We start from the raw sequence: 23,547 nt of genomic DNA, 5'->3' as shown, positions 1-23,547 counted from the left end.
AGCGGGGACTGTCATATCAGGCGGTGCTAATTTTATGGCGGCAGTCCACGTGCCACCTTTTCCTTTGATCCCGAGGCGGTGCGCAATGGTTCCCATGATGGTTCATCTGAGTTTGCTGCAAGACATTTTTGCGGTGATCTCCGGCCTGTTGGTTGGTTTTTCGCTGGGCCTGATCGGCGGTGGCGGCTCGATCCTGGCGGTGCCGCTGCTGGCTTACTTCGTCGGCTATCCCGATCCGCACGTGGTGATCGGCACCACCGCGCTGGCGGTGGGCATCAATGCGTATCTCAATCTGATTCCGCATGCGCGTGCCGGCAACGTGCGCTGGCGTGCCGCGATCGTGTTTGCCATCGCCGGGGTCATCGCCGCGCTGGGTGGCTCGATCCTGGGCAAGGCGGTCGGCGGGCACAAGCTGCTGTTCCTGTTCGCCATCCTGATGCTGGTGGTGGCCTTCCTGATGACCCGCCCGCGCGCCGAGCGCACCGGCGACGTGATCAAGCGCCCGGTCGCGGTGGAAACCGCGTGGCTGATCGTGGTCGGCGCCGGCGCCGGCTTGTTGTCGGGTTTCTTCGGCATCGGTGGCGGATTCCTGATCGTGCCGGGGCTGATGCTGGCCACCGGCATGCCGATCCTCGCGGCCATCGGCACTTCGCTGTTCTCGGTGGGCAGTTTCGGCATGACCACGGCGCTGAGTTACGCCTGGTCGGGTCTGGTCGACTGGCGCGTCGCCGCGCTGTATATCCTGGGCGGCGTGGCCGGCGGCTGGATCGGTGCGCGTCTGGCCACGCACCTCGGCAAGAACAAGAAAGCGCTGAACTGGATCTTCGCGGTGATCGTGGCCTTGACCGCGATCTACATGCTGTACCGCAACCTCGCCGCGTTCCATCTGTGAGCACGCGCGGCGCACGTGGTGCGCTGCTGGCGCTGGCCGCGCTGACGCTGATCTGGAGCTACAACTGGATCGTGATGAAGCAAGCCCTGGCGTATTCGGGGCCGTTCACGTTTTCGGCCCTGCGCTATGTCGGTGGCACGGCGGTGCTGTTTGTGTTGCTGCTCGCGCGGCGCGAATCGCTGGCACCGCCGCCATTTTGGCCGACGCTGGGCATCGGCATGGCACAGACCGCGGGCTTCCAGGCACTGGTGCAGTGGGCGCTGGTCAGCGGCGGCGCCGGCAAGACCGCACTGCTGGCCTATACCATGCCGTTCTGGGCGATCGCGCTGGCATGGCCGCTGCTCGGCTCGCGCCCGGGCGGACGCCAATGGTGGAGCATCGCAGTGGCCGCCTGCGGGTTGTTGCTGGTGATCGCGCCATGGCAGGGCGTGGGCAGCACCCGCAGCGTGCTGCTGGCGCTGGCCGGCGGATTGAGTTGGGCTGTGGGCACGGTACTGGCCAAGCGCCTGTTCGTGCGCCATCCCGATGTCGCGCTACTCAGCGTCAGCGCCTGGCAGATGCTGTACGGCACGCTGTTGCTGGTCCTGCTGGCCTTGCTGATTCCGCAGCCCGTGGTGCAGTGGACGCCGCCGTTCATCGCTGCGGTGGCCTACAACGTGCTGCTGGCCTCGGGTCTTGGTTGGGCGCTGTGGCTGCTGGTGGTGCAGCGTTTGCCGGCGCAGGTGGCCAGCCTGACCAGCCTGGCGATTCCGCTGATGGGCGTGCTGCTGGCCTGGCTGATCCTGCACGAGCAGCCCGGTATCTGGGAGGTCGCCGGCATGGCGCTGATCGCCATGGCGCTGCTGAGCTTGCGGCGCACGTCGATGCGCTAGCAGCCTGCCTGTTAGCATCGGCGCGCGCCGTCGCGTCGCGCAGGGCGCAGTGGGAGTCCGATGCTCAACCGCCTCTGGCTGGGTTTCTTTCTGGCGGCCGCGCTGGCCGCGCTGGCGCGCTGGTCGTTCGGTGACGCTGCGGTCTTCGCCGCGATGGTCGACAGTCTGTTCGCCATGGCCAAGCTGTCGGTCGAGGTCATGGTGCTGTTGTTCGGCACGCTCACTCTATGGCTGGGGCTGCTGCGCATCGCCGAGCGCGCGGGGCTGGTGGAACTGCTGGCGCGGGCGCTCGGGCCGCTGTTCAAGCGGCTGATGCCCGAGGTGCCCGAGGGGCATCCCGCCATCGGCCTGATCACCCTGAACTTCGCCGCGAATGTGCTGGGCCTGGACAACGCCGCCACGCCCATCGGCCTGCGCGCCATGCGCGAGTTGCAGACGCTCAATCCCAGCGGCGACACCGCCAGCAATGCGCAAATCCTGTTCCTGGTGCTCAATGCCTCGTCGTTGACGCTGCTGCCGGTGAGCATCTTCATGTACCGCGCGCAGCAGGGCGCGCCCGACCCGACGCTGGTGTTCCTGCCCATTCTCATCGCCACCAGCGCGTCCACGCTGGCCGGGCTGCTCAGCGTGGCGTGGATGCAGCGACTCAAACTCTGGGACCCGGTGGCGCTGGCCTATCTGGGCGGCGGCGCGCTGCTGCTGGGCGCATTGCTGGCAGGATTAGCCACACTCAGCGCGGCGGCGCTGGCCAGCGTCTCGGCGCTGGTCGGCAACCTGGTGTTGTTCGGCGTCATCCTCGCCTTCTTGTTGGCTGGCGCGATCAAACGGGTGCCGGTGTATGAAGCCTTCATCGAAGGCGCGAAGGACGGCTTCGGCGTGGCGCGCGACCTGTTGCCCTATCTGGTGGCCATGCTGTGCGCGGTAGGCGTGTTGCGCGCCTCGGGCGCGCTGGGCTATGCGCTGGAGGGCATCCGCTGGGTGGTGCACGGGCTGGGCATGAATACCGATTTCGTCGCCGCTCTGCCGACGGCGCTGGTCAAGCCGTTTTCCGGTAGTGCCGCGCGTGCCATGCTGATCGAGACCATGCAGCATTACGGCGTGGACAGTTACCCGGCGCTGCTGGCGGCGACCATGCAGGGCAGCACCGAGACGACGTTTTATGTGGTGGCGGTGTATTTCGGCGCGGTGGGCATCAGGCGCGTGCGCCACACCGTGGGCTGTGCGCTCGCGGCGGATCTGGCGGGCATCATTGCGTCGATCGCGGTGTGCGCGTGGTTCTTCAGCGGCGCGGCGCCGGGGTGAGCGTACCGCGTCACGCCTCGGCGTCAGGACCCGGGCAGGCTCTTGCCGGACAAATCGGCGCGTATCGCGCGCAACTTGGCCTTGATCGTGGCGGAATCGGCGGCGCCCATGCGCAGCAGCGTGCGCTGGCCGATCGACAGCGATTGCAGCGCCGGATCGGCGTAATCCCACATGCCGTTCTTGCCCTGCACCAGCGCGGGCAGCGTGGCGCGATCCGGCGTCGCCAGCAGGTTGTCGATCACCACGATCAGGCGGTCGTTGAAGTAGCCGTGCGGATAACCGAGTTGCTGGTAGGCCTGCTGGAACAGGGGATAGAAGTGCACGTACCAGGCCACCAGCGCCGGTGTGGGAATGGCTTCGATCACGCGCATGTACGGGGCGTAGCGCGTGTCATTGGCCAGGCTGGGCGTGGTCACGCCGGCGCTCGTGCTGACCTGGAAATCGCCCTTGGCGTGATGCACAGGGAGTACATCGCTGCCCAGTGAACGATCGGGCAGCGCATTGATGGTGGCGACGGCGTGCTGGATCAACGCCTGCGGGCGCAACAACGCGCGCAAGCCGGCGCCACCGGGCAGTGCGGTCAGCGCATGGATGATGGCAGCATCGTCGTTCAGCGCCGGCAGCGGTGCGGACGCGGCGGCGGCGGGTGCGCCGCGCACGTGTTCGATCGGGTAATGCTGGCGCGGGTTGGCAATGGCGCCGCTGACATTGGCGCCGGGCACGGTGAGCTGCGGGCTGGTGAGGTATTGCTCGCGGTGGTACGAGTAATACAGCAGACCGCCCAGCGCCAGCGCCGCAACCACGATCGCCACGATCCAGATTTTGCCTTCGCTCATGGTTGCGCTCCCGCCAAGCCAGGTGAACTTTGGAGTGTCGCGCGCGCGCGAGGTTCCGCGCCCCGTTCAGCGCAGCGCCGGTCCGCGCAGCACGCGCGCCGGCAGCATGAACACCGCTGCGAGCAGGGCCAGCACGCCGCCCACCGCGATACCGGCGATGCGGAACGGCAGCAACAGCAGCCAGACAAGCGGATACAGCAGCAGCGCCAGCAATGCCAGCGGCCAGCACAAGACCAGCAGGATCAGCCACAGCAGGAAGGTGAACATGCGCGCGCGACCCTCGAAATGAGCCCGCATCGTCGCGCGATCAGCGCCGGATTGCGAGCGGCGCGCAGCGCGCGGTTCAGGACGTAGCGGGCAGTGCGCCGCGTGGCGTGGCGCGGCGCGGGCGCTGCGACAGGCGCATCCATACGCGCAGCGCCAGCAATGCGGCGAGGGCCTCGATGATGGCCGCGGGCACCCAGGTGATCAGGCCGCCGTATTGCTGATCGGTCAGCACGTCGATGTCGAGGGCACGGCCGCAGATCGAGAAAATCGGATACAGATCGGTCTTGCTGAAGGTGATGATGGCGCCGATCAGGATCTGCGGCGTCATGCTCAGCGCCGGTGACAGCACGCGCAGGCCTGGCGCCATACGCGCCGGCGGACGCCGGCGGTGATCCAGCACCAGGCCCCAGTAGATCAGTCCGCTGAGCAGCATGCTCCAGTTCATCAGCAGGTACAGGCGCCAGTCGAGCATGGCCAAGGTCATCATGCGCGGGATCAGCCACACCAGCACCAGCGCCACGAACAGCAGCGTGGCCAGCAGCGGGTTGAACAGTAGCGCCGCCACGGCGCGCCACGGCCATGCGCGCGCGAACGGACGCAGCAGGCGCGCACGCCAGCGTAGTGGCAACGCCGCGCGCCATACGGCCAGCGGGTAGGCCAGCATGATCAGCAGTGGTGCCAGATGATGCATCAGCACCTGCTGGATGCGATCGAAAAAGAACTGGTGCAGCGCGTAGTAATCGAAACGCGTCAGCAGCGCGAAATACGTCAGCGCCATGCCGCACCAGAACAGCGCCTGGCGCACGCGCGGCACGCGACGTCGGCGCGTGCCCAGCGCATACAGCAGCGCGGCCAGCAACCAGGTCGCCAGCAGCGTGGGCGAGAATTCATATGGGATCAGCCAGTCCAGCATGGTGCGCGTGCCCGCCCCGTACCCCACGGGGCAGGCCAGCATAGCCGCTGCCGGCGTGCCTGCACGTGCCTGCGACGGCGCGGCGCAGGATGTGTGCTTTCAGTCGGCGCTGGCCAGAAACCACACGGGGCGCAGCGGAAATCGTCGCCGCGCCGCGTCGTCGAGCCTGGTGTAATACTCGGTCCATAAATCGACGAAGCGGCCCATGTCCAGCAAGGTGACGCGACGACTGCTCTGGCTGCGTGCTTCCTGTTCGGCGTCGCGCGTGAAACCGGACAGGGCTACGAAGATGCCGATGTCCTCATCGCCCAGCACCGCCATGAAGCTGCGCAGACCCTGCACGTCGATGCGCGCCGATTCGGCGTTGCGCTTGACCTGCACCTTGATGCGCGGCGGGCGCGTGCCGAGTGGATCGTTGTAGGCGAGCAGATCGGTGCCACCGTCCTTGCCGGGCGGGGCAACCCAGGCCACGTGGTAACCCATGGCGCCGAGCAGATCGCCGACCAGCTGCTGAAACTGATACGGCGGCATGCCGTTGAGAAACCGCGTGATCGCCGACCAGGCCATCTCCTCGGCCTGGTCGAGCGAAAGGCTGGCGATTTCAGCGACGCTTGTGTCCGTGAAACCGGCATCCGGCGCCGCATTCGCCGTGCTGTCCGCAAGCGGCGCATCCGGCTGCGCCCTTTTCCAGGCGTCGTACCGGCGCACGGCTTCACGATAGAACTCCTCGGGGTCGGGCCAGCGCTCGTAGGCGCGCAGACCCTCCGTGCTCAGTGTCCAAATGCCCTTGTGTTTGCTGAGCCAGCCGGCCTTGACGCAGTCGACGGTGGCGAAACGCACGATCTTTTCAAAGCGTCGTCCGCCGGATTCGTAGTCGCCGGCTTCGTAGGGCGTCAGTTGCACGCGCGCGGCGAGTTGGCGCAGCGCTTCACTGGCTTGCAAGCCGTCGGGCGCTGTGCGCAGCAACTCGAACAACACGCGCAGCAATTCGCCGGTGCGGCGGCGGGTGATTTCAGCCATGGACCTGCTCCGAATGCGAACCAGCCCTTGCCAGCATGCCGCAAACCACGGCTCGACTCAGCCGGCGCCGCAGCGTGCGCAGAAAGCAATGGCGTCGAGATCGACATTGCCGCCGGAGAGAATCAAACCCACGCGATGCCCGGCGAAGCGCGCGCGTTGTTGCAGTACCGCGGCCAGCACGGTGGCGCTGGACGGCTCCACGGTCTGTTTCAGGTGCTGCCAGAGCAGACGCATCGCGGCGCGGGTTTCCGCGTCGTCGACGGTGATGACGCCGGCGCCGGCCGCGCGCAGCAGCGCGAAGTTGGGCGCGCCGATACCGGCACGCAGGCCGTCGCAGATCGTGTGCGGGGTGAACGCGGTGACGCGCGCGCCGCTGCGCAAGGATTGCGCCGCGTCGCTGGCGCCCGCGGGCTCGGCCAGCACCAGTTCGCAACGCGGCGCCAGCGCCTGCAGGCTCAATGCGCTGCCGGCGGCCAGCCCGCCGCCGCCGATCGGTACCACCAGCGCGTCCAGATCGGGCAGGGCGTGCAGCAGTTCCAGTGCGACGGTGCCCTGGCCGGCGATCACCTGCGGATTTTCGTAGGGGTGGATCAGCGTGGTGCCCAGCGTCTGCATGAGTTCGACGCATGCCGTCTCGCGCGCGGCCAGCGTCGGCGCGCAGCGATGCACGTGCGCGCCGGCGGCTTCGATCAGCGCCAGCTTGGTGCGCACCGCGCCGTCCGGCACCACCACGTGCGCGGCGATGCCGCGGCTGGCCGCCGCCAGCGCCAACGCGGCGCCGTGGTTGCCCGAGGAGTGCGTGAGTACGCCGCGCGCGGCGAGTTCATCCGGCAGCGCCCAGGCCGCGTTGCAGGCGCCGCGAAATTTGAACGCGCCACCGCGCTGCAGGTGTTCGGCCTTGAAATATAACGTGGCGCCGCTGAGTGCATCGAGGGCTTCATCGCGCAGGATCGGCGTCAGGCGCGCGTGCGGCGCGATGCGCGCAGCGGCGTCGAGTACCGCGGCGAATTCAGGCAATGCGGCGGCAGATGGGGGGTGTGACATGAATGCATACAGTACCAAAGTTGCAAAATCATGCCGCAGGGCGTGTCTGCAACGCACATTTCACCGCGGCTCGCGCGAGTCTCGCTACGCTAGGCGATCCCCTGAATTCGAGCAGCCCCATGTTGCAGCGCGATGCCGACGGCACCCCGACCCCCGACCTGAAAATCCGCCTCAGCGACTACCAACCGTCCGCCTGGCGCATCGCCAGCGTCGAATTGGTGTTCGATCTGGATATCGCCAGCACCGAGGTGTATGCGCGCCTCGAACTGGAATCCGCCAGTGCCACGCCAACGCCGCTGCGCCTCGATGGCGAAGGTCTTGAGCTGATCGAGCTGCGTCTCAACGGCAAGCGGCTTGGTCCGCTTGGCTATCGCGTCGAAGCGCATGCACTGGAGTTGTCCGATCTGCCCGCGAGCTGCGCATTGGAAAGCCGCGTGCGCATCCGTCCGCAGGCCAACACCGCCCTCGAAGGCCTGTACCTGTCCGGCAGTGCCGAACGCGGCTTTCTGCTGACCCAGTGCGAGGCGCAGGGTTTCCGCCATATCACCTGGTTTCTCGATCGCCCCGACGTGCTCACGCGCTACAGCGTGGAGCTGCGCGCCGACGCTGCGCGCTTTCCTGTGCTGCTGGCCGGCGGCAATGCGGTCGGCAGCGGCATGCTGGCCGAGGGCCGCCATTGGGCGCGCTTCGAGGATCCGCACCCCAAGCCCAGCTACCTGTTCGCGCTGGTGGCCGGCCGCCTCGAATGCCTGAGCCAGCCGTACATCACGGCGGATGGCCGCGCGGTGACCCTGAATCTGTGGGCCGAGGCCGACGCCATCGGCCAATGCCACTACGCGCTGGGCGCGCTGCAGCGTGCGATGCGCTGGGACGAGCGCAGCTACGGGCGCAACTACGATCTGGACGTGTTCCATGTCGTCGCCACGCACGATTTCAACATGGGCGCGATGGAGAACAAGGGCCTCAACATCTTCAACGCCAAGTACCTGCTGGCCGATGCCGACACCACCACCGACGAAGGTTTCCGCGCGGTCGAGGGCGTGATCGGCCACGAGTACTTCCACAACTGGTCGGGCAACCGCGTCACCTGCCGCGACTGGTTCCAGCTGTCGCTGAAGGAAGGCTTCACCGTGTTCCGCGACCAGAGCTTCAGCGCCGACATGCACTCGCAGGCACTGAAGCGCATCGAGGACGTGGCCACGCTGCGACGTATGCAGTTTCCCGAGGATGCCGGCCCGCTGGCGCACCCGGTGCGCCCGGCCGAATACGCCGAGATCAACAATTTCTACACCGCGACGGTGTACGAGAAAGGCGCTGAACTCATCCGCATGCTGGCCGCGCGAGTCGGTCCACAGGCGTTCCGCCGCGGTACCGATCTGTACTTCGCACGACATGACGGCAGTGCCGCCACGGTCGAGGATCTGCTCGCCGCATTGGGCGAGGCCGCCGCGGTGGACCTCACGCCGTATCTGGCCTGGTACGCGCAGGCCGGCACGCCGCGCCTGTCGGCGCGTTGCCACCACGAACCAGCCACGCGCCGCTACGTGCTGCGTCTGGCGCAGCACACCGCGCCGACGCCCGGCCAGGCCGTCAAGCACACGTTGCCGATACCGGTGAAGCTGGCATTGTTCGCGCGCGATGGCCGCATGCTGCCGTTGCGTCTGGCCGGCGAGGCCGACGCCGTGGGCGTCGAACGCGTGCTGGAACTGACTGATGCCGCCGCCGAGTTCGTGTTCGAGGACATCGACGAGGCACCGATTCCATCCCTGTTGCGCGGCTTCTCGGCGCCGGTGATCCTGGAATGCGCCATGCCGCCCGGGGATCTGGCGTTGCTGCTGCAGCACGATGCCGATGGTTTCAACCGCTGGGAGGCGGGCCAGCACCTGGCCAGCGACGCGTTTCGCGCCGCGCATGCCGGCGCTGCGCAATATGCGGCGCTGGCGGCGTGGACCGGCGCGCTGGGCGCCCTGTTCGCGCAGACTGATTTTTCCGACGCGGCGCTGCTGGCCGAGCTGCTGGCGCCGCCCGCGATCAGCGAGCTGGAAGCGCTGGTCGAGCCGCACGATCCCGATGCCGTCGACGCCGCGCGACGCCGGCTCGAGCAGGCGCTGGCGCAGGCACTGGGCGCATCCGCGCTGGCCGCGCGCTACACCGCATTGCACGCCGCCGAGCAAGGCGCGCATGACGCTCCGGCACAGGCGCGGCGCCGTCTCAAGCGCCGCGTGCTGGAGCTGTGGGCGCTGGTCGATGCGCCGGCCGCACTGGCCGCCGCCGAAGCGCAGTTCGCCCAGGCCGCGGGCATGAGCGAGCGCCTCGCCGCGCTGCGTGTGCTGCTGCGCCATGGCGATGCCGGCATGCGCCACGGCACGCTAACCGCATTCCGCGCGCGCCACGGCCAGCAGCCGTTGGTCATGGACACCTGGTTCGCGGTGCAGGCCGAGGTCGCGGGCGTGGACGCATTGGACACCGTACGCGCGCTGCTGGCCGACGCCGCGTTCACCTTGCGCAACCCCAATCGCGTGCGTGCCGTGCTGGGCACGTTCGCGCGCCAGAACCGTACCGCGTTCCACCGCGCCGACGGCGCCGGCTACGCGCTGCTGGTGGCGCAGTTGCAGGCGCTGGACCAGCTCAATCCGCAGACCGCTGCCGCGCTGGCGCAGGCGTTCAACGGCTGGGCGCGGCTCGAGCCGAAGCGCCGCGCGCTGGCCGAGTCGCATCTGCGTGCGCTGGCTGCCACACCGGGCCTGTCGCGCAATCTCGCCGACATCGTGCAGCGCAGCCTGGCCTGAAACCTGGACACGGGACACGCGTTGCGGCTGCTCATCCCACGATGCCCAGCCGTTTACGTTCCAGGCGGCGCAGGAATTCCTGCATCACGCGCAGGTACAGATCCTCGCCGAGGTAGGCGTCCTCGACGCCGGCATCGACCGAGGGGTTGTCGTTGACTTCGATCACCACGGTGCGCTCGGGCGTCTGCTTGATGTCGACGCCATAGAAGCCGTCGCCGATCGGCTGCGTGGCGCGCAACGCCAGCTTGATCACCTCCGGCGGCGCCTCGCGCACCGGCAGGGTCTTGAAGCCGCCGCTCTTGGCGGTGCCCTTGGCGCCGTGGTTGTAGATCTGCCAGTGGCCGCGCGCCATCGAATACTGGCAGGCGTACAGCGTCTCGTGGTTGAGCACGCCGATGCGCCAGTCGAACTCGGTGTAGAGAAACTCCTGTGCGATCACCAGCGCGGTGTGCTGGAACAGCTCCGCCGCGGCTTTGTCCAGCGCCGAGCTTTCCTCGACCTTGACCACGCCACGCGAGAACGAGCCATCGGGGATCTTCAGCACCATCGGAAAGCCGAGGCGCTCGGACAGGTCGCGCAACTGTTTGGGATCGTCGCGATAGAGGATTTCGGTGCGCGGCGTGGCCAGCTTTTTCGAGCGCAGCAGATCGTGCAGATAGATCTTGTTGGTGCAGCGCAGGATCGAGGTGGGGTCGTCGATCACCACCATGCCCTCGCGCTCGGCCTTGTGCGCGAAACGGTAGGTATGGTGATCAAGCGCCGTGGTTTCGCGGATGAACAGGCCGTCGTACTCGGCGAGGCGCGTGTAATCACCCTTGCCGATCGGATCGACCTCGATGCCCAGTTCCTTGCCGGCGGCGATGAAGCTTTTGAGCGCCTTCTTGTTGGATGGCGGCATGACTTCGTTGGGATCGACCAGCATGGCGATGTCATAGCGATACAGGCGCCGCGCGCGCGGCTTGCGCCACAACTTGCGCGCGAAGCTGTCGAGCGTTTGCGCGAACGCATCCTCCTGGGCGTCATCCAGCGTGTGCAGGCCGATCGGCTTGATCGCGCTGATGCGCCACATGCGTTCGCGCTCGAACTCGATGCGCAGCAGCGGTGCCGGGAACGACTCGAACACGCCGCGTGCCAGGTCGCGCAATTGCGGGTACGACGTCTCGCCGAAGTACACGAGGATGCCGAAGTCGGTGGTGTCGCGGCCTCCGGCAGGCAGGAAATTGGCCAGCTTCTGGTTGAGGTCCTCCACATCCAATCCGTACAACGAGCGCCGGCGCAGATCATTGATGGTGCGCACCGAGGGGATCACGCGGTGGCCGCGCGCCTCGCCCAGCAGGGACACGTAATAGCCGGTGCCGAGGTATTTGTAGCTGCGGCACAGATTGATGACGTGGGTACGCTCGTCGCCACCCACCGGCTCGCGCAGGTAGTCAGTGGCGGAAACGACATTGTCGGAAGGGTAGTACGAGCCCCAATCCGTGTTTTTTTCGACAACGATGACCAGCCGGGCCATGACTCCTCGCGCGTGTGCTGCATAACCGCGTGGGGGCGTTTTCCAGCGCGCGGGCGGCGCGAGTGTGGCACAGCGCTGCGCGCGCGCAAGACCCGCGCGCGGCGTGGTTGCGACCGGGTCAGCAAAAAAGCTTGCAGCGGCGGCGCCATGTCACTACCGTGCGCGCCGTGCAGATGCCCCGCGATCCCGAACCTCCCGGCCGAGTCCACGTCCGCCGCGCCGACGCCGTTGATCTCGACGCGCTGCTGGCGCTGGAGACGCGCGTGTTCCGTTCCGATCTGATCAGCCGCGCGCAGTACCGCCGGCATATCGACAGTGATAGCGCGCTGGTGCTGGTGGCCACGCAGACCGGTACGCTGCTGGGATCGGTAGTGGTGTTCTTTCGTCGCGGCAGCCGCAACGCGCGCCTGTATTCACTGGCCAGCGCGCCGGAAGCGCGTGGGCGCGGCGTCGGTGCCGCGCTGCTGCGTGCCGCCGAGCAGGCCGCGCGCCAGCGCCGCTGTCGTGGCATGCGTCTGGAAGTGCGCAGCAGCAATCGCGCCGCGCAGCGTTTGTACGAAACCCGCGGCTATGCGCGTGGCGGTGTGCACCGTGGCTATTACGAAGACGGCGCCGACGCATTGCGCTACGCCAAGGCGCTGGACTGATCGCCGCGCTTCAAGCCCCGCTCACGGCATGCGCCAGCCGTCGATCTCCACCAGCAATTCGGCGCGGCACACATCGCCCAGCATGATTTGCAGTGGCGTGGTCGGCGGCAACCGCCGTGCCAGCGCGGCGCGCAGGGCGGGCAGATCCTGCGCGCGGCGCAAATACACCTTCAGTGGCGCGTGCGCATCGAAGCCTGCCGGCATGTCGGCCGCGGCCAGCAGCGCCTCGATGTTGGCCAGGCTTTCCTGCAATTGCGCGTCGAAGTCGCCGATGTGCAGCGAGGCGTGGCCGACGATGCTGGCGGTACCCGAGATCGCCAATGTGCCAGCGGGCAGGCGCATGCCGCGCGCGAAGCCGGGCGCGGCCGGGCCGTACTGGCGCGGATAGCGCCATGCGGAAAGCTGGCGCGGGTTCTCCACGCGCATGCCGGGCTGCGCACAGGCCAGCCAGTACACGATCAGGCCGCGCATCGGATCGCGGTGGCCGATCGCGGTGGCGGCCGGATAAGCGCCGACGAAGCCATTGCCCAGACCCCGGCTGCGGCCCGCGCAAAAAAGCTTGTAGCGCTCGCCGTCGCCGGCACCGGCATTGATGTCGGCCAGGTAATTCCAGACGCGCAGGACATGACGTTCCGGCTGCAGCGCCTGGAAGGCGCGCAGCGCGGCATACGCACGGGCGGTGGCGGCTTCGATGCCGCCATGTGCGCTTTCGTCCAGCTCCAGCGCGGCCACCAGCCAGCCGCCGCCGCGCGCCCAGTGAATCGCATCGCACTGTCCGTTCGACACCGCGGCCTGCACATGCCAGATCTCGTGCATCGCGGCATCCATCAGCGGCACCAGGGGCAGCCGCAGGCGCAATGCGCCCGTGTTCGAATGCGCCGCAGCGCCGTGGCTGGGGACGCCGCCAAAATCCAGACGTGCCAGCGTGCCGGGCGCCAGTGGCGCGGCGGCGGCGTTCAAACCGATGTCCAGGGGGGCGATGGGATCGGGCTGGGACGAAAACTGGCGCATCGGCGTGGACAGCGAATCCGGGGGCGGTCGAGCGCGTAATGTTACAATGAGCGGTCACCGCGCCTGCGGTCTTTGCCTGTCGCGCCCACGTTCGATGCCCAAGCAATGCCCCGCCGAAATGGAACTGGCCGAGCTGATTGTCAGCAGCCTCAATCTGGAGCATCTGCGCGCCGCGGATCTGGACCCCGAGGCGCCCCTGTTTGGCGGCAGCCTGGGACTGGATTCGATTGATGCACTGGAGATCGCGCTGGCGGTGTCGCGCCATTACGGCATCCACCTGCGCGCGGATCACGCCGACAACAGGAACATCTTCGCCAACCTGCGCGCGCTGGCCCAGCACATCGAGCGCGAGCGCCGTGCCAGCGTGGTCGAGAACCCGTGAACCGATCTTCTTGCCTGCCGTGGCTGTGTCCTGGCATACACGGCAGCGGATTGGCGCGCGGGTTCTGAACACATGTCCCGCGCATTCGGCGCGCTGCTTTTCGTGGTCTGGGTGCTGGCTGCGCACGATGCCGGAGAGACCGGTTCGGCTTGCATCGCGGCGTTGGCGCTGGGCGCGCTGGGCGCGCTGATCCTGCTGCCTGCGCTAGGCGCCGCACGCACGCGGCTGCGCGCCGCGCTGCTGTTGCTGGCTTGGCTGCTGTTGCTGGCGCTGCTGGTGCGCAGCGCGGCCACGGCGCTGTTGTTGAGTCTGCCCTCGGTACTGCTGCCGCTGCTGCTGGCGTGGATGTTCGCGCGTACGTTGCGTCCCGGGCACGAGGCGCTGATCACGCACTTCGTGCGTTTGAGCGATGGCAGCGAGCAAGCCGCGCTACCTGCCGTGCGCCGCTACACGCATCGGCTGACCGCGCTGTGGGCGCTGCTGCTGCTGGCGCTGAGTCTGGTTGCGGCGGTGCTGGCCGCACTGCGCGTGCCGCAGGGTTGGCTGGCATTGCTCGGTGTGCTATCGCCGTGGCCACTGCCGGCGCGTGTCTGGAATGCCTGGGTCAACGGCTGGGCTTACGCGGTACCGGTAGCCGCGCTGGTGCTGGAGCTGGCGCTGCGGCGTCGCTTGCTGCCCGAGGCGCCGCCGCCACATCCGCTGCGTTTCGCGCGTGCGCTGCTTGGTCATTGGCGCGAGTTGCGCGCGCCATGAGCGCACAGGTTCTGCGCAGTACGCTGTGCGTCGCTCCGACCCATGCGTGTCTGGCCGGGCACTTCCCCGGGCGGCCGCTGGTGCCGGCGGTGTTGCTGCTGGACGCGCTGGCGGGGCTGCTGGAAACCCGTGGGCAGCGCATGCTTGGTTTGTCCGAGGCGAAGTTCCTCGCGCCGCTGCTGCCAGGAGAGCATGCCGCGTTGGAGATCGTGGCCATCGACGCGGCGCAGTGGCGTTTCCACATCATTCGCGCCGACACGCTGATCGCGTGCGGCCGCGTGCGGGTGGCGCCGGCATGAGCGGCTGGCAGGGCCGGCGCGAGGGCGGTGGTTGGTTCGCGCTGTGGCTGATCCGTTTCATCGGCTTGCGCCTGGGGCGCACGCCAGCGCGATGGCTGCTGGTTCCGATCACGCTGTATTTTTTCTTGCGTCGCGGCAGCGAGCGCCGTGCTTCGCGCGACTATCTGACACGCGTGTTGTGCCGCCCGGCACGCACGCGCGAAGTGCTGCGTCACTTCCACGCATTTGCCGCGACTACGCTGGACCGCGTGTTTTTTCTGGCGCGCGGCGTGCAGGGCTTCGATGTCGAAATCAGCGGTCTGGATGCGCTCGAGCAGGCCATGGCCGGGGGCCGTGGCGCGTTGCTGGTCGGCGCGCATGTCGGCAGCTTCGAGGCGCTGCGTGCGCTGGCCGCGCGGCGTCCCGATCTGGATCTGCGTCTGGTACTGGATCGACAGCAGACCCCGGCGCTGAACATGCTGCTGGAGGCGCTGGCGCCCGCGTTACGCGCGCAGGTGATCGATGCTGCGCAAGGCGGCGTCACCGTGATGCTGGCATTGAGTGAGGCCGCGCAGCACGGCGCGCTGCTGGCGCTGCTGGGCGATCGTGCACGTCACGGCGAGGCCATCTGCCGCGTGCCCATGCTGGGCGCTAGCGCCGCGCTGCCGGCGGCACCCTGGCGCGTGGCCGCGGCACTGCAAATCCCGGTACTGTTGGGCTTCGGCCTGTATGCAGGCCGCAGCCGCTACCATCTGCGCTTCGAGGCTTTCGCCACGCGCATCGATCTGCCGCGCACAGCGGACGCGCGTACTGCGGTACTGCAGGCCTGCAGCGCACGCTATGCCACGCGCATCGAGGCGCAGTTGCGCGAGTTCCCCTACAACTGGTTCAACTTCTATGATTTCTGGCAAACACCTGAGTCTGGGCTTGTACCTTCTGCTGGCCATGCTGCCGGCGCTGGCAGCTGAGTCGAACCACGCCGATGCTGCGCGCGCCATGGATCTGGTGCGTGCGTTGGCGCGTCCGGCGCCGGCGCGCACCGCCTACACCGAGGTACGCTTCGTCGGCATGCTCGATCGCGCGCTGGTACTGCGCGGCGAAATGGCGTGGCTGGGCGGCAGCCGCCTGCGGCGCAGCGTGGTCACGCCCTACCCCGAGATCACCACCATCGACGGCGACACCGCCACCCTGCAGCGCGGCCAGCATGCGCCACAGAAATTTTCGCTGGAACGCGCGCCGGAGCTGAAGGATCTGCTGGGCAGTTTCATCGCGCTGCTATCCGGTGACGCGACGGCGCTGGCGCGCAACTTCACCCTGCACGCGTATGGCAATCAAACGGCATGGACCCTGGACCTGACCCCGCGCGATGCCGCCGTGGCACGGCGCATCCGCGATGTCAGCGTCGATGGCAGCGGCAAGACCCTGCGTTGCATGCGCGTGGATGAAACCGATGGCGACACGACCTTCACCCTGCTCGGCCCGCTGGGCAATGCGCGGTTGCCGGCCACGCCGACGCCCGCGGGGCTGGCCACGTTGTGCGCAGGCATGTGAACAGCGGGATGCACGCGGCCGACCCGCCACGGCGCGCAGCGCGCGGCGTCATCGTGCTGCTGCTGTGGCTGCTGGCGCTGGGTGTGCTCGGTGCCTACAGCGCATGGCAGTTGCGCATCAGCTCGGATCTGCGCGCGTTTCTGCCGGCGCCGCGCACGCCACTGCAGCATCTGCTGCTGCGCGAGTTGGGCCAGGGCGCCGGCGCGCGCACACTGCTGCTGGCGATCCGCACGCCCGATGCCGCGCGCGCAGCGACGTTGAGCAGCGCGTTGCGCGCGCGTCTGCTGGCCAGTGGCCAGTTCGACACCGTGCAAAACGGCAGCGGCGGCCTGCAACAAATCGCAGCGGGGTTGTTGCCATATCGCTATCTGCTGGCGCCGACGCTGGACACGCACCGCTTCGATGCGACGTATCTGCGCAGTCAGCTCGAGCAGCGCCTGGATGACCTCGGCTCACCCGGATCCAGCCTGCTCAAGCCGTTGTTGCCAGCGGACCCGACGCTGGAAACGCTGAAGCTGGCCGAGCGTTGGGCGCCGCGTCACGCGCCGCCATTGCGCCATGGCGTGTGGTATGCCGACCACGCCGCGCTACTGCTGCTGGAAACGCACGCGGCGGGCTTCGACCCGGATGCGCAAGCGCGCGCGGTGCGCGTCATCGAGCAGAGCTACAGCAGCCTGCCGCAGCACGCGCAGGCACGGTTGGAACTGAGCGGCCCGGGTTACTTCGGCGTGGTGGTGCAGGCGCTCACGCGCAGCACCGCCGAGCACCTGGGCTGGGCGGCCGGCGGGGGTCTGCTGCTGCTGCTGCTGCTGGCGTATCGCAGCGTGCGCGCGGTGCTGCTGGCGGCGTTGCCGCTGTTGAGCGCGGCGCTGGTCGGCACCACGGTGCTGGCGCTGGTGTTCGGTGGCGCGCATGGCTTGACGCTGGCATTCGGCATCACCCTGCTCGGCGTGGCGCAGGAATACCCGTTGCGCCTGCTCAGCCATCGCCGCCGCGGCGAAGATCCGCGCGTCAGCGCGCGCGCGCTGGGCCCGGTGTTGCTGCTGGCGATGGCGTCCACGGCGATCGCCTATCTGGCGTTCTTCGCCTCGGGTGTGGCCGGTCTGCAGCAACTGGCCTTGTTCACGCTCAGCGGCATCCTTGCCGCGGGATTGAGCACGCGCTTCGTGCTGCCGTTGCTGTTGCCGGTGGCGCGCCGCGATGCCGGCGCGCAACGCTGGCTGGCGGCGCTGGCGCGCGGCCTGACGTGGTTGCCGCGCGCGCGCGCCTTTGCCGCGCTGCTGGCGCTGGCCGCCGTGTTCGTGTTGCTGCTCGTGCCTGGACCGTGGTGGCAGAACAATCTCGCTGCGCTGACCCCGGTACCGCTGCCGCTGCTGCACCGTGAAGGCGTTCTGCGCAAGGCACTCGGCGCGCCCGATGTGCGCTATCTGCTGGTCATCGAAGGCGACAGCGCCGAGCAGGTCCTGCGCCATAGCGCGGCCGCTGCGCCGGCGTTCGCGCCGCTGCTGGCGCGGGGTACGCTGGAGACCCTGATGCTGCCAAGCACGTATCTGCCGCCGCTGGCGGTGCAGCGCGCCCGCCAGGCACGATTGCCCGATCGCGTGCAATTGCAGACGGCGCTGGATCAAGCCTTGCACGGCCTGCCGTATCGCGCGGGTTTGTTTGCGCCGTTCGTGCGCGATATCGAAATCGCGCGCACGTTGCCGTTGCTGACGCCACAAGCCTTCGAGCGCACGCCGCTGGGCGGGCTGCTGCGCGCGCTGCTGATTGAGCGCCACGGGCGCTGGTTCGGGCTGGGCCTGGTCGGCGGCGTGCGCGATCCAGCAGCGTTGGCAAACGCCGCGCAAGCCACGCACGGCCTGGTGCGCCTGGTCGACCTGAAAACCGAAACCGAGTCCTGGGTGGCCAGCTATCGGCAGCGCATTCTTGCCGCGCTGGCCGGCGCCGCGCTGTTGCTGATCGCGGTGGTCACGCTGGGCCTGCGCCGCTGGCGCGCGGTGTTGCGCGTGCTGGCCGCGCTGGCACTGGCGTTGCTGTTGACGCTGGCGGCGCTGCGCCTGCTGGTCGGTGCGCTGAGCCTGTTTCATCTGGTGGCGCTGCTGCTGGCGGGCGGGCTGGGCCTGCACTACGCGCTGTTCTTCGAACGCGCGCGCGGCGCGGATGCCGAAGAACGCCTGCGCACGCTGCACGCCACGTTGCTGTGCGCGGTCTCGACGCTTCTGGCCTTCGGCGTCTACGCATTGGCACCGCTGCCGGTATTGCGCGCGCTGGGTCTCACCGTGAGCCTAGGTATTGCCGCCAACCTGCTGGCCGCAGCGTTGTTGACCTGGCCGCGCGAGGCGCCACGCGCATGCTGACGCGCGCCGACTGGGCCGGGCTGATCCCGCATGCCGGACGCATGGATTTGCTCGATCGCGTGCTGCACTGGGATGCCGACAGTCTCGAAGCCGAAGCGCTCGCGCCGGATGCGGCCCATCCACTGGTGCGCGCCGGACGCGTGCATGCACTGCATGCGTGCGAGTACGCCGCGCAGGCCGCCGCGGTGCACGGTGCCTTGCTGGCGCGCGCGGCGCAGGCCACAACTGCGCCCGGCCTGCTGGCGGCGTTGCGCGCGGTGCAGCTGCAGCACGAGTGGATCGGGTCGGCGGCGCCACTGCATATCGCGGTGTGGCGGCTGGCGGCCACGACGCAGGCGGTGCAGTATCGTTTCGCGGTCGCACAGTGCGCTGCGCCGCTGGCGCAAGGTCAATTGCTGATCGCTTTCGGAGCCAAACCATGAGCGCTTCCGTGACACCGCGACGCGTGCTGATCACCGGCGCCAGCGGTGCCTTGGGCGGGGCTTGCGCACGGCTGTTGGCGGCACAAGGCTGGGCCGTGCTGCTGCATGCGCATCGCGGCATCGAGCGAGCCGCAGCCCTGGCCACAGGATTGCGTGATGCCGGTGCGTGCGTAGCGACGCTGCATTGCGATCTCACCGATGCCGAGGCCACGCGTACGGCGATCGAATACGAGCTGGCACAGGCGCCGATCGACGCGCTGGTGCACGCTGCCGGCACGCACGCCGACGCACCCATGGCCGGCATGCGCGCCGCGCAGTGGCATGGCGTGATCGACCTGGGTCTGCACGGTTTCTTTCATGCCGCGCAGCCGCTGCTGCTGCCGATGGCGCGCGCACGCCATGGGCGCATCGTGGCGCTGGGTTCAGTGGCGGCACGGCTGGGCAATCGCGGGCAAAGCAACTACGCCGCGGCCAAGGCCGGGCTGGAAGGCGCGGTGCGTTCGCTGGCGCGCGAGATGGCCAGCCGCGGCGTCACCGTCAACGTGGTCGCGCCGGGCATCATCGCTTCGCCGATGAGCGATGCCGCGTTCACGCCTGGGCAGATCCAGACGCTGGTGCCGGCGCAGCGCGCCGGTGCGCCCGGGGAAGTGGCCGCGCTGGTCGCGTTTCTGTGTTCGGACAGTGCCGCCTACATCAATGGCCAGGTGATCGGCGTCAACGGCGGCATGGCCTGAGCGCCACGCATTGCATGGAAGGTCAGAACAAATTCAGACCTTGCCCAAGCCATGGATGGCTTGTCGCGCATCGAGCACGCACGTGCTTGATGCAGGTTCCCAAGGTGCGCGCAGCCAGAATCCGGTGAGCGCGCCATCGGGCGGGCGCAGTTTTGCCCAGGCGCTGCGTGTTGAAAATGCGGACGCCTCATTTTGTTCAGAAACGAAAATTGACGCCGAGCAGGAATGTATTCAAATTTGTGCCGAGGCCATTGAAATGAGGAACGAATTGGTATTCGGCGCGAATACTCACGGCCTTGGTCAAGCTGTAAGACAACCCCAAACCCAGCAGTGGATCGATGCCGCTGGCTTTGTACTTTCCGGTTGGACTCTCGGTCCAATACGACATGCCCAATAGACCCAGCAGGTGGATGTGGTCAGAAATCCGGTAACGACCGAGCGCACTCACGCTCAGCACCCAAGTTCCGCAGCTAAACGCACAAGTGATTGATTGGCCTGTGGGCGAGCAGGCAAAAATGACACAACAGACGGGGGATCAGAGTTTCGGTAGGGTCAACGCATCGAACAGGGCGAGTTGCTCCGGGGTGGTCTTGCTGACGCCGCGGTAGGCGTGATCACCAATGGCGACGTGGTGCTGCTGGATGCGGCGCAGGATCTCCAGGGCGGTCTTCGGGCTGGTCGTGCTGCCGCTGGCCTTCAGTCGCATGCGCATCACCCGATACAGCACCAGCGCCAGGAAGCAGATCAGCGCATGTGCGCGGATGCGTTCCGGCAGGCGGTGGTACACCGGGGCGATCTCCAGATCGCTCTTGAGCACCCGGAAGCCGCGCTCGATGTCGGCCAGGGATTTGTAGCGCGCGAGGATCTCGGCGGCGCTGAAGTCGCTGACGTTGCTCAGCAGGACCAGCTTGCCGTCGAAGCGCTCGGCCCAGGCGATGGCCTCTTCATCGAGGTGATAACTGAAGCGCTCCGCCTGATAGTCGGCCTGGACAAAGCGCGTCAGCTCGGCCTCGGCGACGGCGCGCGCAAAGCGGCTGTAGGCGCCGCGATCGCTGGCCTTGCGGCCGCGCGCGCTCTGTCCTTCGTCCTGGGCATCGAGCTTGCGCACCAGGGTCTGCGCGAAGGCCTCGAGTTCCTGGATCCGGGCGCGCCGCTTGGCCGCCTGCTCGGCCGCGCGCACCGGGTCGTGCGCCACCACCAATCGATGGCCGGCGAAGGTGCCTTCGGCGAGGCCGTCCTGAAAGTCCAGTGCCGCCAGCGTGCCGCCCAGCTCGCCATAGCGGCGCGCCGGCACCGCCAGGATGAACTGCAGCTGCCGCTGCGTGCTTTCTGCCACCTGCGTTAGCTCGGCCACGTTGTCCAGGCTCAGCAGCCCGCGATCGGCGACGACGATCACCCGCTCCACCGCAAACCGCTGCAGCACCGCTTCCAGCATCGCCTTGAGCGTCTTGGTCTCGGCGACGTTGCCCGCATGCACCGTGTGCATCAGCGGCAAGCCCTCCGCCGACTGCACCACCCCCAGGACGAACTGGCGGGCGATCCCGCCGGTCTCCTTGTTCAGCCCGAACGCGCGCACATCCCCGGGCAGCTCGGCGGCGCCGTGGATGCGCACCGTGGTCAGGTCGTAGAACACCACCGACAGCTGCTGGTCCAACAGCGGGTGCAGCTGGCGCGCGATGCGCGCCTCCACCGCCTCGGCGCGATCCATCAGGGCGTCCATGGTGCGCAGCAGTTGGTCGTGGGTCACCTCCTCCGGCATGCCCGGGATCGCCACCGTCTGCAGCCAGTCCAGACAACCCAGCTTGGAGTCCGGCGCGCACAGGCGGTTGAACACCATCGCCCGCACCAGCGCCTCGGCATCGAAGCTGCGCCGGGATGAGCGCAAGGCCGCGCGCACAGCATCGGCAAAGCCCAGCTCGGTCCACAAGGCGTGCAGGGCGTAGACATCGCCATACGTCCGCGCGCTCTCATACGTCACCGGGGCCGCCGTGGGCTCGGCGCGTCCCAGCGCGCGGTGGAGTCCCTGGATCAACGGATCGAGGTGTTTGGGCTCCAGCTGATCAAGCCGCCCCAGGGTGGCGACGATGCGCTGGCGCACCGTACCGGTGTCGGTGCGATAGCCCTCCACGAGCTGCAAGTAGCTGCGTCCGCCGGAGCGGCTGATGCGCGTGTACATGGGACAACGGTATCACGTGCAAAACACCATTCCAATTACACATTACATACAATGCGTGACACAACAGCATTGCCGCGTTTCGCCCACGCAACCCCTTGAGCCACAACGATCCCAGCTCGCCAAAACACGAAAATCAGGCCGCGAACTGCGGAACTTGGGTCAGCAGGGTCATTTCATAGCCCATCAATGACTCATAGCCACCCTCCACGCCCATCGATCGGTTGAAATCATAACCTGCTGTCAACCCGAAATCAGACGAATTTCCATATCCGGATGTTGTCGTCCTTGCAATATTGGCTCCGAAATCAAAGCCAGGGCTGGCATACGCTGCGGGCGCAGCCGCTACTGCCGTCAAAAGCATCACCATCATGAACTTTCTCATCATTTGCGTCCTTCTCGGGTGGGAATGGGATTTCTGCGGCGTCAACATGGGATGGACTGCGAGGCAGATGCAGTCTGACGAACCTGTTTCGGGCGAGTCACTTCACATCGAGACGGGTGTCCTGCGCCTGGATGATGCGGCTGGCATCGAGCCCGGCACGTCCCTGGAGCGCCGCTGCGCAGCGGCCGGCTGCAGCGCCAACAGTTCCAGCGCAGCAGCCAAAACCGCCTCGGGTGCGATGTCGCGCGCGTCTGTTGCACACACCTGGCGATGCCGTACACCCTGCGGAGCCCAGCCCAGTACGAACGGATCCGTGCACACCATCACGGTCGGCGTGCCGGCCGCATCGGCGAGATGCAATGGCCCGGTGGGCGTGGACACCCAGAGATCGAGCCGATGCTGCACGCCAGCCATCTCCGCCAGTGTCAGATTCGGCAGCACCCGCGTTTGCGGTACAGCGGCGTGGACGGCGAAGGCTTCCACTTGCTCCACGCCTGCCGCCAACAAGATGACGCATGCGCCATGGGCCACCAGTGCCTTCACGAAATGCACCAACGCGTCGCTTGACCACGCCCGTACGCGATGTCGGCGGTTTGCGCGATTGGGGATGGCAACCCCGACCAATGGCTTAGCGTCCGCAATCGCCAGCGCGCGCAGCATTTCGGCGGCGTGGCGATCAGCCGCTTCCGGCACTTCGATTACCGGACGCGGCGCGGAGAACACGACGCCCAGTCGCTGCGCCGCCCGCCAGTAGCGCCGCAGATGGTGCGCATCCTCGCAACCGAGCACGAGATTGAACGCGGGTGCCGTGCGCGGTGACGCATTGGCCACCATGCGCACGGGTGCCCGGCTCAGCGCCGAGATCAGCACGCCCGACAGCACCTCGGTGCGCAGGCTGACCGCGAGATCGAAACGCTGGCGCCGCAACCACATAATCAGGCGTACCCATGCCAGCGGATCACGGCGGAACTCCGGACCTGGCATCAGGTAGGGCAGCAGCGGCGCGACCGCCCGATTCTTCGGGCTGCCCACCAGCGTGATCCCGGCTTCTGGCCACTTGCGATGCAGCGCCGCGATCAGGGGTGTGCTGCACAGCAGATCGCCGATGCGATCGCAGCGGATCACGAGGATCCGCTGCGGCGGTTGCGCGTCCAGGTCCCCAACCACACGCGGACGCCGGTCGAGCGGCCCCGCGGCCAGCGCCGATATCCAGCGCATGGTCGGCACTTTCACCTGCATCCGTAGTGCCTTGAGCACGCCGCGCAGCGATCCGCGGCACCTTGCGGCGCGGTCGCGGCAGGCATCATTTGCACGCTGGCGCAGCACGCGCTTGAACATTGGAGTTTCCGGGAAAAGCGGGCCGGCGCAAACCGGCATGGCCGGTTGATTCCGGCCAAGTTGGAAGC

At 67.8% G+C, this 23,547-nt stretch carries 24 protein-coding genes; 13 read left to right on the top strand and 11 right to left on the bottom strand.

Annotated features, from left to right (window positions below):
* The first annotated feature begins 94 nt into the window (after window positions 1–94).
* From Mschef_RS01970 to Mschef_RS01960, 3 genes are read left to right on the top strand one after another with little or no spacing between them, the layout of a single operon-like run.
* Window positions 95–892, top strand: coding sequence for a sulfite exporter TauE/SafE family protein (locus Mschef_RS01970; RefSeq protein ID WP_081126160.1), 798 nt, complete (start codon window positions 95–97; stop codon window positions 890–892).
* Window positions 889–1,764, top strand: coding sequence for a DMT family transporter (locus Mschef_RS01965; protein ID WP_081126159.1), 876 nt, complete (start codon window positions 889–891; stop codon window positions 1,762–1,764). Before Mschef_RS01970 ends, Mschef_RS01965 begins: the two co-directional genes overlap by 4 nt.
* A 60-nt stretch (window positions 1,765–1,824) precedes the next feature.
* Window positions 1,825–3,066 (top strand): nucleoside recognition domain-containing protein, encoded by a 1,242-nt coding sequence (locus Mschef_RS01960; protein ID WP_081126158.1) that lies wholly within the window; start codon window positions 1,825–1,827, stop codon window positions 3,064–3,066.
* Between the two features lie 23 nt (window positions 3,067–3,089).
* On the opposite strand, the gene Mschef_RS01955 is transcribed toward Mschef_RS01960, so the two are convergent.
* From Mschef_RS01955 to Mschef_RS01935, 5 genes are all read right to left on the bottom strand, one after another.
* Window positions 3,090–3,902, bottom strand: coding sequence for a DUF3014 domain-containing protein (locus Mschef_RS01955; protein WP_081126157.1), 813 nt, complete (start codon window positions 3,900–3,902; stop codon window positions 3,090–3,092).
* A 66-nt stretch (window positions 3,903–3,968) separates the two neighbouring features.
* Window positions 3,969–4,169: a hypothetical protein gene (locus Mschef_RS01950; protein ID WP_081126156.1), complete on the bottom strand. Its 201-nt coding sequence runs from the start codon at window positions 4,167–4,169 to the stop codon at window positions 3,969–3,971.
* 76 nt (window positions 4,170–4,245) lie between these two features.
* Entirely contained in the window at window positions 4,246–5,124 is an 879-nt protein-coding gene (locus tag Mschef_RS01945; RefSeq protein ID WP_242426416.1) for a cytochrome c oxidase assembly protein, read from the bottom strand.
* A 57-nt stretch (window positions 5,125–5,181) separates the two neighbouring features.
* Window positions 5,182–6,102: a restriction endonuclease gene (locus Mschef_RS01940; protein WP_081126155.1), complete on the bottom strand. Its 921-nt coding sequence runs from the start codon at window positions 6,100–6,102 to the stop codon at window positions 5,182–5,184.
* Between the two features lie 57 nt (window positions 6,103–6,159).
* The gene (locus Mschef_RS01935; protein WP_081126773.1) at window positions 6,160–7,146 is read right to left on the bottom strand and encodes a pyridoxal-phosphate dependent enzyme; all 987 of its coding nucleotides are present in this window, start codon (window positions 7,144–7,146) and stop codon (window positions 6,160–6,162) included.
* A gap of 119 nt (window positions 7,147–7,265) precedes the next feature.
* Between Mschef_RS01935 and pepN the strand changes: the two genes are divergently transcribed.
* Entirely contained in the window at window positions 7,266–9,935 is a 2,670-nt protein-coding gene (gene pepN / locus Mschef_RS01930) for an aminopeptidase N (RefSeq protein ID WP_081126154.1), read from the top strand.
* Window positions 9,936–9,966: 31 nt separating this feature from the next.
* Here the strand turns inward: pepN and Mschef_RS01925 are convergent, their stop codons facing one another.
* The gene (locus Mschef_RS01925; RefSeq protein ID WP_081126153.1) at window positions 9,967–11,448 is read right to left on the bottom strand and encodes a RimK family protein; all 1,482 of its coding nucleotides are present in this window, start codon (window positions 11,446–11,448) and stop codon (window positions 9,967–9,969) included.
* A 173-nt stretch (window positions 11,449–11,621) separates the two neighbouring features.
* On the opposite strand from Mschef_RS01925, the gene Mschef_RS01920 reads away from it, so the two are divergent.
* Entirely contained in the window at window positions 11,622–12,095 is a 474-nt protein-coding gene (locus Mschef_RS01920) for a GNAT family N-acetyltransferase (protein ID WP_081126772.1), read from the top strand.
* Window positions 12,096–12,116: 21 nt separating this feature from the next.
* On the opposite strand, the gene Mschef_RS01915 is transcribed toward Mschef_RS01920, so the two are convergent.
* Window positions 12,117–13,106, bottom strand: coding sequence for a chorismate transformation FkbO/Hyg5 family protein (locus Mschef_RS01915; protein ID WP_081126152.1), 990 nt, complete (start codon window positions 13,104–13,106; stop codon window positions 12,117–12,119).
* 94 nt (window positions 13,107–13,200) lie between these two features.
* Here Mschef_RS01915 and Mschef_RS01910 point away from each other — a divergent pair, with 94 nt between their 5' ends.
* The 8 genes from Mschef_RS01910 (at window position 13,201) to fabG (ending at window position 19,583) form a co-directional block, all read left to right on the top strand.
* Window positions 13,201–13,488 (top strand): phosphopantetheine-binding protein, encoded by a 288-nt coding sequence (locus Mschef_RS01910; protein ID WP_081126151.1) that lies wholly within the window; start codon window positions 13,201–13,203, stop codon window positions 13,486–13,488.
* 72 nt (window positions 13,489–13,560) lie between these two features.
* Entirely contained in the window at window positions 13,561–14,241 is a 681-nt protein-coding gene (locus tag Mschef_RS01905; protein WP_081126150.1) for a hypothetical protein, read from the top strand.
* Window positions 14,238–14,540, top strand: coding sequence for an ApeI family dehydratase (locus Mschef_RS01900; protein ID WP_081126149.1), 303 nt, complete (start codon window positions 14,238–14,240; stop codon window positions 14,538–14,540). The genes Mschef_RS01905 and Mschef_RS01900 overlap by 4 nt, the downstream gene beginning before the upstream one ends.
* Window positions 14,537–15,487: a lysophospholipid acyltransferase family protein gene (locus Mschef_RS01895; protein WP_081126770.1), complete on the top strand. Its 951-nt coding sequence runs from the start codon at window positions 14,537–14,539 to the stop codon at window positions 15,485–15,487. Before Mschef_RS01900 ends, Mschef_RS01895 begins: the two co-directional genes overlap by 4 nt.
* The gene (locus tag Mschef_RS01890; protein ID WP_242426415.1) at window positions 15,447–16,070 is read left to right on the top strand and encodes an outer membrane lipoprotein carrier protein LolA; all 624 of its coding nucleotides are present in this window, start codon (window positions 15,447–15,449) and stop codon (window positions 16,068–16,070) included. Before Mschef_RS01895 ends, Mschef_RS01890 begins: the two co-directional genes overlap by 41 nt.
* 8 nt (window positions 16,071–16,078) lie before the next feature.
* Complete coding sequence (locus tag Mschef_RS01885) at window positions 16,079–18,427, top strand: MMPL family transporter (RefSeq protein ID WP_081126769.1); 2,349 nt, start codon at window positions 16,079–16,081, stop codon at window positions 18,425–18,427.
* The gene (locus Mschef_RS01880) at window positions 18,421–18,849 is read left to right on the top strand and encodes a hotdog family protein (protein WP_081126148.1); all 429 of its coding nucleotides are present in this window, start codon (window positions 18,421–18,423) and stop codon (window positions 18,847–18,849) included. The genes Mschef_RS01885 and Mschef_RS01880 overlap by 7 nt, the downstream gene beginning before the upstream one ends.
* Complete coding sequence (gene fabG, locus Mschef_RS01875) at window positions 18,846–19,583, top strand: 3-oxoacyl-ACP reductase FabG (protein ID WP_081126147.1); 738 nt, start codon at window positions 18,846–18,848, stop codon at window positions 19,581–19,583. The genes Mschef_RS01880 and fabG overlap by 4 nt, the downstream gene beginning before the upstream one ends.
* A gap of 196 nt (window positions 19,584–19,779) precedes the next feature.
* Here fabG and Mschef_RS01870 read toward each other — a convergent pair whose 3' ends face one another.
* The 4 genes from Mschef_RS01870 to Mschef_RS01855 all read right to left on the bottom strand — a co-directional run bounded on the left by Mschef_RS01870 (window position 19,780) and on the right by Mschef_RS01855 (window position 23,479).
* Window positions 19,780–20,040 (bottom strand): outer membrane beta-barrel protein, encoded by a 261-nt coding sequence (locus Mschef_RS01870; RefSeq protein WP_136256223.1) that lies wholly within the window; start codon window positions 20,038–20,040, stop codon window positions 19,780–19,782.
* A 78-nt stretch (window positions 20,041–20,118) separates the two neighbouring features.
* Window positions 20,119–21,759: an IS1634 family transposase gene (locus Mschef_RS01865; RefSeq protein WP_081126145.1), complete on the bottom strand. Its 1,641-nt coding sequence runs from the start codon at window positions 21,757–21,759 to the stop codon at window positions 20,119–20,121.
* 133 nt (window positions 21,760–21,892) lie between these two features.
* On the bottom strand, window positions 21,893–22,144 hold the full coding sequence (locus Mschef_RS01860) for an outer membrane beta-barrel protein (protein WP_206780145.1): 252 nt from the start codon (window positions 22,142–22,144) through the stop codon (window positions 21,893–21,895).
* A 99-nt stretch (window positions 22,145–22,243) separates the two neighbouring features.
* The gene (locus Mschef_RS01855; RefSeq protein WP_168708808.1) at window positions 22,244–23,479 is read right to left on the bottom strand and encodes a glycosyltransferase family 9 protein; all 1,236 of its coding nucleotides are present in this window, start codon (window positions 23,477–23,479) and stop codon (window positions 22,244–22,246) included.
* Window positions 23,480–23,547 lie beyond the last annotated feature (68 nt).

Source organism: Metallibacterium scheffleri (genome assembly GCF_002077135.1).
Lineage (GTDB): Bacteria > Pseudomonadota > Gammaproteobacteria > Xanthomonadales > Rhodanobacteraceae > Metallibacterium > Metallibacterium scheffleri.
This window is presented reverse-complemented; position numbering and strand designations above follow the sequence as displayed.

Excerpts from the sequence above, each read along its gene's own strand:
- Mschef_RS01970 (WP_081126160.1), top strand. The coding sequence starts at position 95 with ATGATGGTTCATCTGAGTTTGCTGCAAGACATTTTTGCGGTGATCTCC.
- Mschef_RS01960 (WP_081126158.1), top strand. The coding sequence starts at position 1,825 with ATGCTCAACCGCCTCTGGCTGGGTTTCTTTCTGGCGGCCGCGCTGGCC.
- Mschef_RS01955 (WP_081126157.1), bottom strand. The coding sequence starts at position 3,902 with ATGAGCGAAGGCAAAATCTGGATCGTGGCGATCGTGGTTGCGGCGCTG.
- Mschef_RS01950 (WP_081126156.1), bottom strand. The coding sequence starts at position 4,169 with ATGTTCACCTTCCTGCTGTGGCTGATCCTGCTGGTCTTGTGCTGGCCG.
- Mschef_RS01945 (WP_242426416.1), bottom strand. The coding sequence starts at position 5,124 with ATGCTGGCCTGCCCCGTGGGGTACGGGGCGGGCACGCGCACCATGCTG.
- Mschef_RS01940 (WP_081126155.1), bottom strand. The coding sequence starts at position 6,102 with ATGGCTGAAATCACCCGCCGCCGCACCGGCGAATTGCTGCGCGTGTTG.
- Mschef_RS01935 (WP_081126773.1), bottom strand. The coding sequence starts at position 7,146 with ATGTCACACCCCCCATCTGCCGCCGCATTGCCTGAATTCGCCGCGGTA.
- pepN (WP_081126154.1), top strand. The coding sequence starts at position 7,266 with ATGTTGCAGCGCGATGCCGACGGCACCCCGACCCCCGACCTGAAAATC.
- Mschef_RS01925 (WP_081126153.1), bottom strand. The coding sequence starts at position 11,448 with ATGGCCCGGCTGGTCATCGTTGTCGAAAAAAACACGGATTGGGGCTCG.
- Mschef_RS01920 (WP_081126772.1), top strand. The coding sequence starts at position 11,622 with ATGCCCCGCGATCCCGAACCTCCCGGCCGAGTCCACGTCCGCCGCGCC.
- Mschef_RS01915 (WP_081126152.1), bottom strand. The coding sequence starts at position 13,106 with ATGCGCCAGTTTTCGTCCCAGCCCGATCCCATCGCCCCCCTGGACATC.
- Mschef_RS01910 (WP_081126151.1), top strand. The coding sequence starts at position 13,201 with ATGCCCAAGCAATGCCCCGCCGAAATGGAACTGGCCGAGCTGATTGTC.
- Mschef_RS01905 (WP_081126150.1), top strand. The coding sequence starts at position 13,561 with ATGTCCCGCGCATTCGGCGCGCTGCTTTTCGTGGTCTGGGTGCTGGCT.
- Mschef_RS01900 (WP_081126149.1), top strand. The coding sequence starts at position 14,238 with ATGAGCGCACAGGTTCTGCGCAGTACGCTGTGCGTCGCTCCGACCCAT.
- Mschef_RS01895 (WP_081126770.1), top strand. The coding sequence starts at position 14,537 with ATGAGCGGCTGGCAGGGCCGGCGCGAGGGCGGTGGTTGGTTCGCGCTG.
- Mschef_RS01885 (WP_081126769.1), top strand. The coding sequence starts at position 16,079 with ATGCACGCGGCCGACCCGCCACGGCGCGCAGCGCGCGGCGTCATCGTG.
- Mschef_RS01880 (WP_081126148.1), top strand. The coding sequence starts at position 18,421 with ATGCTGACGCGCGCCGACTGGGCCGGGCTGATCCCGCATGCCGGACGC.
- fabG (WP_081126147.1), top strand. The coding sequence starts at position 18,846 with ATGAGCGCTTCCGTGACACCGCGACGCGTGCTGATCACCGGCGCCAGC.
- Mschef_RS01865 (WP_081126145.1), bottom strand. The coding sequence starts at position 21,759 with ATGTACACGCGCATCAGCCGCTCCGGCGGACGCAGCTACTTGCAGCTC.
- Mschef_RS01860 (WP_206780145.1), bottom strand. The coding sequence starts at position 22,144 with ATGATGAGAAAGTTCATGATGGTGATGCTTTTGACGGCAGTAGCGGCT.
- Mschef_RS01855 (WP_168708808.1), bottom strand. The coding sequence starts at position 23,479 with ATGTTCAAGCGCGTGCTGCGCCAGCGTGCAAATGATGCCTGCCGCGAC.